The organism is Azospirillum sp. RU38E (assembly GCF_900188385.1).
Lineage (GTDB): Bacteria > Pseudomonadota > Alphaproteobacteria > Azospirillales > Azospirillaceae > Niveispirillum.
Genome location: NZ_FZOI01000009.1, coordinates 195,118 through 203,380, shown reverse-complemented (window position 1 = coordinate 203,380; position 8,263 = coordinate 195,118). Strand labels below are relative to the sequence as shown.

Here is an 8,263-nt window from a genome sequence, read left to right as displayed (position 1 = left end):
ACAACGTCCCAGACCAATCCGATACTCCCATGCCTCAACCTCCATATCCCGAAGGCACAGGGAATCACGATAAATCAATAACCGCAACTGTAGTACTAGGTTATGGGGAAGGAGCTGCGGGTGCGCGTCTGCTCCCCGCAGCTCCTTCCCAACAGAAAACGTGAGGCAACCAAGTCACCTCCCGTTTTTCATTTACGGCGTCACCACCACGCGGCCATCAATATGGCCGTCGCGCAGGCGGCCCAGCACGCCATTGATATCATCCATGGCTTCCACCGAGACGGTGGCCTTCACCTTGCCTTCACCGGCAAACATCAGGGCCTCAGCCAGATCAGCACGGGTGCCGACGATGGAACCGCGGATGGTGATGCGGTTCAACACCACGTCGAAGATCGGGACGGGGAAATTGCCCGGCGGCAGGCCCACCAGGGCGACGGTGCCGTGGCGCCGCGCCATGCCGATGGCCTGACCGAAGGCGGATTGGCTGACCGCCGTGACCAGCACACCATGGGCGCCGCCGATGGTGCGGCGGATTTCTTCTACCGGATTGACCTGGGTGGCGTTGATGGTCAGGTCGGCACCCAGGCTGCGGGCCAGGGCCAGCTTGCTGTCGGCCACATCAATGGCGGCAACATGCAGGCCCATGGCCTTGGCATATTGCACGGCCACATGGCCCAGCCCGCCAATCCCGGTGATGGCCACCCACTGACCGGGTCGGGCCTCTGTTTCCTTCAGTCCTTTGTAGACGGTGACACCGGCACACAGGATGGGGGCAATATCGGTGAAGGAAACATCTTTGGGCAGATGGCCGACATAGTTGGGATCGGCCAGCACATATTCAGCGTAGCCGCCATTGACGGAATAACCGGTATTCTGCTGCGATTCGCACAGGGTTTCCCAACCGGTCATGCAATGCTCACAATGGCCGCAGGCGGTATAAAGCCAGGGCACGCCCACCCGGTCGCCCTCACGCACCTGGGTGACGCCATCGCCGATGGCAACCACGGTGCCCACGCCCTCATGGCCGGGGATGAAGGGCAGGGGCGGCTTCACCGGCCAGTCGCCATCCGCGGCGTGCAGGTCGGTGTGGCAGACGCCGGAAGCGGCGATCTTCACCAGAATCTGCCCCCGGCCGGGCCGGGGCACCGCCACCTCTTCCAGCGACAGGGGCTTGCCATAGGCATGGACGACGGCGGCCTTCATCTTCTGCGGCAACATGGTGGCTCTGTCCTTTCCGTTTCGCAAACAGGCAGGCGAACCATAGGACGCCGGTGTCAGGGGTGCCTTGATCCAACGCAAGAACCGGGAACTCTGATACTAAAGCAGCATAGGGCTTGGTGCCGGGCGGGGACGGTGATCGGCCGGCCCTGTGTTCCTGCTGCATCATAGCGAGATATTGTTACGATTGTCCTCTCCCGTCACTTGCCAGCCATCCCGGCCGCTCACATCCTCCCTGCGCAATCAGGAATGGCCCCACCAGATGGGCCAACCCTTTTGGGGAGCGTACCGCCAGGGCCTTGGGATCGAATTACCGACAGGAGCGGGACAGAATGGGTGCAAGCAATCGGACCATGCGGCATGTACTGGCGGGCGCTGCCAGTATGCTGGCCTTGATGGCATCGGCCATGCCGGCCCTGGCACAATCGGCGGGGGATTCCGGCACGATGGTGCTGGATGAAATCATCGTCACTGCCACCAAGCGGGCGGAAAACCAGCAGCAGGTGCCGGTCTCCGTCGGCACCGTCACGGGTGACAAGCTGGAAGCGGTGATGTCCGGTGGCGTCGATCTGCTGGCCTTATCCGGCCAGGTGCCCAGCCTTTATGCCGAAAGCACCTTTGCCCGCACCTTCCCGCGCTTCTATATCCGTGGCCTGGGCAACAGCGATTTCGACCTGACCTCCACCCAGCCGGTCGGCATCATCTATGATGAGGTGGTGCAGGAAAACCCGCTGCTGCGCGGCTTCCCCGTCTTCGACATGGAACGGGTGGAGGTGCTGCGCGGGCCACAGGGCACCCTGTTCGGCCGCAACACGCCGGCCGGCACCATCAGCTTCGTCTCCGTGAAACCCAAGCAGGAGACGGGCGGCTATTTCACTGCCTCCTATGGCAGCAAGAATACCATCACCGCCGAAGGGGCGATGGGCGGTGCCTTGATCGATGGCGTGCTGTCCGGCCGCCTGTCGCTCTATCACGACCGCAAGGACGATTATATCGACAATACCTATACCGGCGAGAAGGACGCATTGGGCGGGCATGAGGAAACGGCGGCCCGCCTGCAATTGCTGTTCGATAATGGCGGGCCGCTGACAGCGCTGCTGAATGGCCATGTGCGGGATCTGAACGGCACGGCACGCGTCAACCATGCCAATGCCATCGTCAAGGGCAGTAATGATCTTGTGCCGGGTTTCTCCCGCAACAAGGTCTTCCATAACGGCCAGAACGCCCTGGATGTCACCAGCAAGGGCGGCAGCCTGAAGCTGGAATATGATCTGGACAGCATGTTGCTGACCTCCATCACCGGCTATGAAACGGTGCATGTCTATACGCGCGGCGATATTGATGGCGGCGTGGCCGGTGTCGGCCCCGGCTTCATCCCGTTCGACAGCGAAACAGCGGATGAGCTGAACGGCCATTCGCAATGGACACAGGAAGTGCGCCTTTCCAGCACCGGCGAAAGCCGCTTCCGCTGGCAGACCGGCCTGTTCTATTTCAAGGAAAAGCTGTCAGCCATCGGCTATTCCTATGGCGACCCGACGGAGCCGCGCGGCATCGCCTTTTCCACCGACACTGACCAGGATACAAAGACCTGGGCCGTGTTCGGCCAGGCCAATTACGATCTGACCGAGCAGCTGACCCTGACCGGCGGCGTGCGCTATAATGATGAAGACAAGGATTTCAGCGTCATCCGCTATGCCAAGGGCATTTCCGGTGCCTTCACCAAGGGCGGCACCAACCTGTCGGACGATCAGATCACCTGGGATGTCAGCCTGACCTATAAGGCCACGCCGGACGTCAATCTCTTTACCCGTGTGGCCAATGGCTACCGCGCGCCGTCGATCCAGAGCCGGCCGCTGTTCTATTTCGGCAATAATATCAACCGCGACGCCCTGTCCGTCGCCAAGGCGGAGACCCTGATGTCCTATGAGGCGGGCGTGAAGTCCGACCTGTGGGACCGCCGCGCCCGCCTGAACGTCACCGCCTATTACACCGATATCGAAGATCAGCAGTTCACCGCCGTCGGCGGGGCCAGCAACAATAACACGCTGGTCAATGCCGCGGCCGGCAAGGGCTATGGGCTGGAGGTGGAGGCCGAACTGCTGCCCACCGACAATCTCAAGCTCACGGCCGGTGGCAGCTATAACCACACGGAAATTGACGACCCCAACCTGCGCATCGCCCCGTGCGGCGGTGGCTGTACGGTGACAGACAAGGTAGTCGGCGGTCTGGCCAATATCGATGGCAACCCGTTCCCCAACGCGCCGAAATGGATGCTGACCGCCACCGCGCGCTATGGCATTCCGGTGGAATCGGGGGAATTCTATATCTTCACCGACTGGAACTATCGCTCCAAGGTGAATTTCTTCCTGTACCAGTCGCTGGAATTCCAGAGCGATCCCAAGCTCGAAGGCGGCCTGAAGATCGGCTATCAGTCGGATGATGAGCGGTTCGGCGTGGCCGTATTCGGCCGCAACATCACCAATGCCAAGGAGCTGGAAGGGGCAATCGACTTCAACAACCTGACCGGCTTTGTGACGGAGGCGCCGTTCTACGGCATCGAAATCACCTCGCGTTTCTAAAACCGCTTCCTGGTTCTCTCTGCATTGGTTGGAACAAGGGTGTTCCAGCCAATGCAGGGGGCGTCAGCCAACCGGTCCCATCAGGGCGGTGACGGCGTGATAGCGGGCCCACCAGGCGGCGCGCGCCGCCGCTTCATCCATGACCTCGATCGGTTCCTGCCAAAGCTTACCCCGGTAATTGCCGCCAATATCGCGCCGGGCAAGCTTTTCCGGCCAGCCCATCAGCTGCACCGCTTCGGAAATCGCTGTCACCTTGTCGGCCTTCTTGATCAGGTCCAGCATGGGGGCGGGCAGGGGCCAGGGCAGGCCGGTGGCCAGGAACAGGGCGCGGTCCAGCCGGGCCTTCACCTCTTTCAACCCGGCCGTGGCGAACAGCTTGCCATAGGGGGTGACCACATCCCCCAGCCCACCGCCTTCATGCAGATCATGCATCAAGGCGGCCAGCCGCAGGGTCGGGGAGGCATCGGGCGCCAGCACGGTCAGCAGCACCTGTTCCAGCAGCACCGAATGCTGCAGCACATTATAGGCGACATCGCCCCGCGTCTGCCCACCCCAGCGGGCCACGCGGGAGGCGCCGGTCACCCAATCCTCCAGCATGATATCGGCCGGGGACGGATCATAGAGATTGACCCAGCGGCCCGAGCGCATCAGCAGGTTGGTGCGCGGTGCCTCCAGATGGGAGGGAACCTTGGCGACCGGCTTCTTATCCATCCCTTCCACCCTTGTTGGCCGGTGTTAGATCAACGGTCATAAGTTCATGACCGTTGATACGGCGGCGACTGCCGCTGCGCCGCTCGTGCGGCGTGAGCCAAGCCCGCGGATGCGGGCGCCCGGCGCCTGAGGGAGCATACGAATACCATGAGCCATGATCCATGGCTCATGGTATCAGATCACGAAATCAAGCGGTTGGGAGGTTGAGGCGCGGCGGCGCGAGGCCTCTGCCAGGGTGCAGCGGTCCAGCACCGTGGCCATGGCGTCGCGTGCCTTCAGCATGGCCCAGCGGATGACGCAGGTGGCCGCATCATCGCAATCGGCACACGGCTCAAACTTCAGCCGGCTGGCGCAACGGATGGGGGCCAGCGTGCCGTCAATGACGCGGATGATGTCACCGACCGACAGATTCTCCGGCGCCCGGGCCAGGCGATAGCCGCCATTGCGGCCGCGCTGGCTGTGCAGCAGCCCGGCCTTGCGCAGGTCCAGCAGGATCGCCTCCAGGAACTTGCCAGGGATATTCTCCGCCGCCGCGATCTCCGCGATCTGCACGGTGGTGGCATCCCCATAATGATCGGCGAGATGGATACAGGCACGAAGGGCGTATTTCGCCCGCTGGGTCAACATTATGGAACGGCTTCTCCAGGACGGTACGGCATCTTTCTTGGGGCTTATGCCGTCGAATATCAAGGGTGAGCAGCGTTAAGGGGCTGGTTTTTCTGGATAGCGTTGCGTTGCCGCCATGCGTCGCTGCCACGCTTCCCCACGGCGTCATCCTTCGGCGGCGGCCAGTTGGGGCAGACGTTCGGCCAGGGCGGCTTGTGCGCGTGCGGCCGCCTGGGCCAGCGCCTGGATGCCGGCCGTCAGCTCTGCTGGACCGGCGGCTTCATCCTCGCACAGATGCTCAAGCTGGCGGGCGCGGGTCGACATTTCCATCAGGCCGAAATTGCCGGCGAGCGAGATCATCGCATGGGCGTTGGTGCGCACCGTGTCGCGCGGGGTGTCATCCGCCTGCAGGACGGAAAGCCGCTGGCGCAGCGTATTGTCCACCTCTGACAACATGCTGTGCAGCGTGGCGGCACCCATCAGGGTTTCCAGCTGGTTCAGCATTTCCTCCTGCAGCACCGGCACCTGCTCTTCCACTGGGGTCGGTGCGGGTGCCGGCGTCGCGGCTGGTGCGGTTTCCGCCGGCGGGAGGGCCTGCGCCGGGCCGATGCGCTGCGACCAGCGTACCAGGGCGGCGACCAGATGTTCGGCCTCAATCGGCTTGGCCAGATGGTCATTCATGCCGGCCCGGCGGCAGCGTTCCACCTCCGCCGGCAGGGCATTGGCGGTCAGCGCCACAATGGGGATGCGCCCGGCCATGCTGGGCAGGGCGCGGATGGCGCGGGTTGCTTCCAGCCCATCCATGCCGGGCATCTGCACATCCATCAGCACCAGATCGACATTATGGTGCTGCACCGCCTCCACCGCCGCTGCCCCATCGGCCACCATCTCCACCTGATGGCCGGCGCGTTCCAGGATGGCGCGGATCAGCAGCTGGTTGACCGGCAAATCTTCCGCCACCAGGATTCGCAGCGGCCGGGCCGGCACCGCCCCGGCCCCGGTGGCGCCGGGGGTGGGCAATGCTGGGGCGTGGTTGGGCGCCTCTGTCGGCCGTAACGGTACCTCCACCCAGAAGGTGCTGCCCCGCCCTGCATCGGAACTGACGCCGATTCTTCCTTCCATCAGGCTGACCAGCCGCTTGCAGATGGCCAGCCCCAGGCCGGTGCCGCCATAGCGGCGCGCGGTGGAGGCATCGGCCTGATGAAATGGCTCGAACAGCTTGCCCTGGCGGGCGGGGGGAATGCCGATCCCGGTATCCTCCACCGCCAGCCGCAGGAAGGGCTTTCCCTCCACCATCTCCACCCGTGCCCGCAGCCCGACATGGCCGGCCTGGGTGAATTTCACCGCATTGTTCAGCAGGTTCAGCACGATCTGGCGCACCCGCGTCGGGTCCAGCATCAGCCAGGGCGGCAGGTCGGGCGCGATATCCAGAATGACCCGCAGCCCCTTTTCCTCCGCCATCGGGCGCACCAGATCGACGCAGGTTTGCAGCAGCCCCACCGTCTCCGACGCCATCTCCTCCAGTTCCAGCCGGCCGGCATCGATCTTGGAAAAATCCAGCACGTCATTGATGACGGCCAGCAAGGTGCGCCCGGCTTCCGCCTGCAGGCGGATATAGTGCCGGCGCTCCGCTTCCGGCGGATTGGCGGTCAACAGCAGGTCGGCAAAGCCGATGACGGCATTCAGCGGCGTGCGCAGCTCGTGGCTGACCGTGGCCAGGAAGTCGGCCTTGGCCTTCGCCGCCTCCTCCGCTTCCCGCCGGGCCTGCCGCAAGGCCTCTTCCTGGCGGGTGCGCTCGGTCACATCACTCATGGCGCCGAACAGGGACTGGGCCTCGCCAGCTTCGTCACGTACTACGATGCCGCGCAACACCACATGGCGCTGTGTTCCGTCCGGGCGGCGGATGCGCATCCTTGTTTCAAAATTGCCCGCGCCATCAATCGCCTCCCGCACCAGGGCGGACAGCAGGTCGTGATCTTCCGGCTCAAGCAGTGCTCGCGCTGCTTCCAGAGAGGGTTGGAAGCTGTTCTGGTCCAGCCCATGAATGCGATAGACCTCGTCCGACCAGATGACGCGACCGCTGGCCAGTTCGATCTGCCAATGGCCCACCATGGCCACCTGTTCGGCCAGCCGCAGCAGGCGGTTGGCCTCTTCCGTATTGCGGGCTTGGCGCTGGCGGCGTTTTTCTTCCACCAGCAGCATGTGAAAAAAGCCATAAAAGGCCAGGCTGGCCAGAATGCCGGCGGCCACGGTCCAGACCAGCAGCGTGTGCCAGGGGGCCAGCACCTCCGCCAGCGACAGGCCGACAGTGGCGATCAGCGGATAATCATGGATGGCCCGGTAGGCGACGATGCGCTCCACCCCGTCAATGGCGCTGACCGTGGTGAAGGTGCCGGATGGCGCCTGGCGGAAGCGGGACATCAGCGGGGTGGACAACATGCTTTGCTGTCCCACGGCCTTGCCCGTCTTATCGCCATCCTCCTCCCCGGAACGGGCGCGCACCATGCCATCCATCCCGACGATGGAGACAACGCCGCTTTTGCCCAGATCCAGCCGGCGGTAATAATTGGCCAGATCGGCGGGATTAATGGCGGCCACCGCCACGCCGCCGAAACTGCCGTCAGGCCGGTTGATGCGCAGCGAAACCGGCACGGAATGGCGACCGGACAGCCGGCCGATTATGGGGGGGCCAATGAAAATGCCGCCGCTGTCCCGGTCCAGATGGGCCAGCACATGGGCCCGGTCCAGATAATTGGTGATGCGCGCATCCGGTCCCAGCCCCCGGGTGGAGGCCAGCAGATACCCGGCCGCGTCAATGACCGAGACCTCCACACTGGCCCCGGCCGGCGAATTCTGCCGCCGGATCACCCGCGCCAGATCGAAATGCTGGGCATCCGCTTCCAGATCGGCCTTCACGGCGCGCAGCAGCTGATCCACGGTCGAGAGCAGCCAGAAGGATTGTTCTTCAAAGGCCAGCGACAGGTTGGTGACATCCCGCTCCGCCGCCCGCAGCAGGGTGCCGCGCTCCAGATGCAGGAAGCCGATGATCGCGCCCCATAAAAGGGCCAGCGCCGCGAACAAGGCCAGCAGCGATTTACCCGAAGCGCCCTGCATCATCCCCCTTTCAAGGGGGCGGCCGGCTGTTCTCA

5 protein-coding genes are annotated in these 8,263 nt (G+C 63.8%); 1 reads left to right on the top strand and 4 read right to left on the bottom strand.

The annotated features are described in order from the left end of the window. Positions 1–192: 192 nt before the first annotated feature. Positions 193–1,215 (bottom strand): alcohol dehydrogenase AdhP, encoded by a 1,023-nt coding sequence (gene adhP, locus CHB97_RS16185; protein ID WP_200819983.1) that lies wholly within the window; start codon positions 1,213–1,215, stop codon positions 193–195. A 335-nt stretch (positions 1,216–1,550) separates the two neighbouring features. On the opposite strand from adhP, the gene CHB97_RS16180 reads away from it, so the two are divergent. After that, positions 1,551–3,797: a TonB-dependent receptor gene (locus CHB97_RS16180; protein ID WP_089289017.1), complete on the top strand. Its 2,247-nt coding sequence runs from the start codon at positions 1,551–1,553 to the stop codon at positions 3,795–3,797. A gap of 63 nt (positions 3,798–3,860) precedes the next feature. Here CHB97_RS16180 and CHB97_RS16175 read toward each other — a convergent pair whose 3' ends face one another. From CHB97_RS16175 to CHB97_RS16165, 3 genes are all read right to left on the bottom strand, one after another. Then, entirely contained in the window at positions 3,861–4,508 is a 648-nt protein-coding gene (locus CHB97_RS16175) for a hypothetical protein (protein ID WP_089289016.1), read from the bottom strand. 174 nt (positions 4,509–4,682) lie between these two features. Next, complete coding sequence (locus CHB97_RS16170; protein WP_089289015.1) at positions 4,683–5,135, bottom strand: Rrf2 family transcriptional regulator; 453 nt, start codon at positions 5,133–5,135, stop codon at positions 4,683–4,685. A 144-nt stretch (positions 5,136–5,279) separates the two neighbouring features. Then, complete coding sequence (locus CHB97_RS16165; protein WP_160105924.1) at positions 5,280–8,231, bottom strand: hybrid sensor histidine kinase/response regulator; 2,952 nt, start codon at positions 8,229–8,231, stop codon at positions 5,280–5,282. Positions 8,232–8,263: the final 32 nt, after the last annotated feature.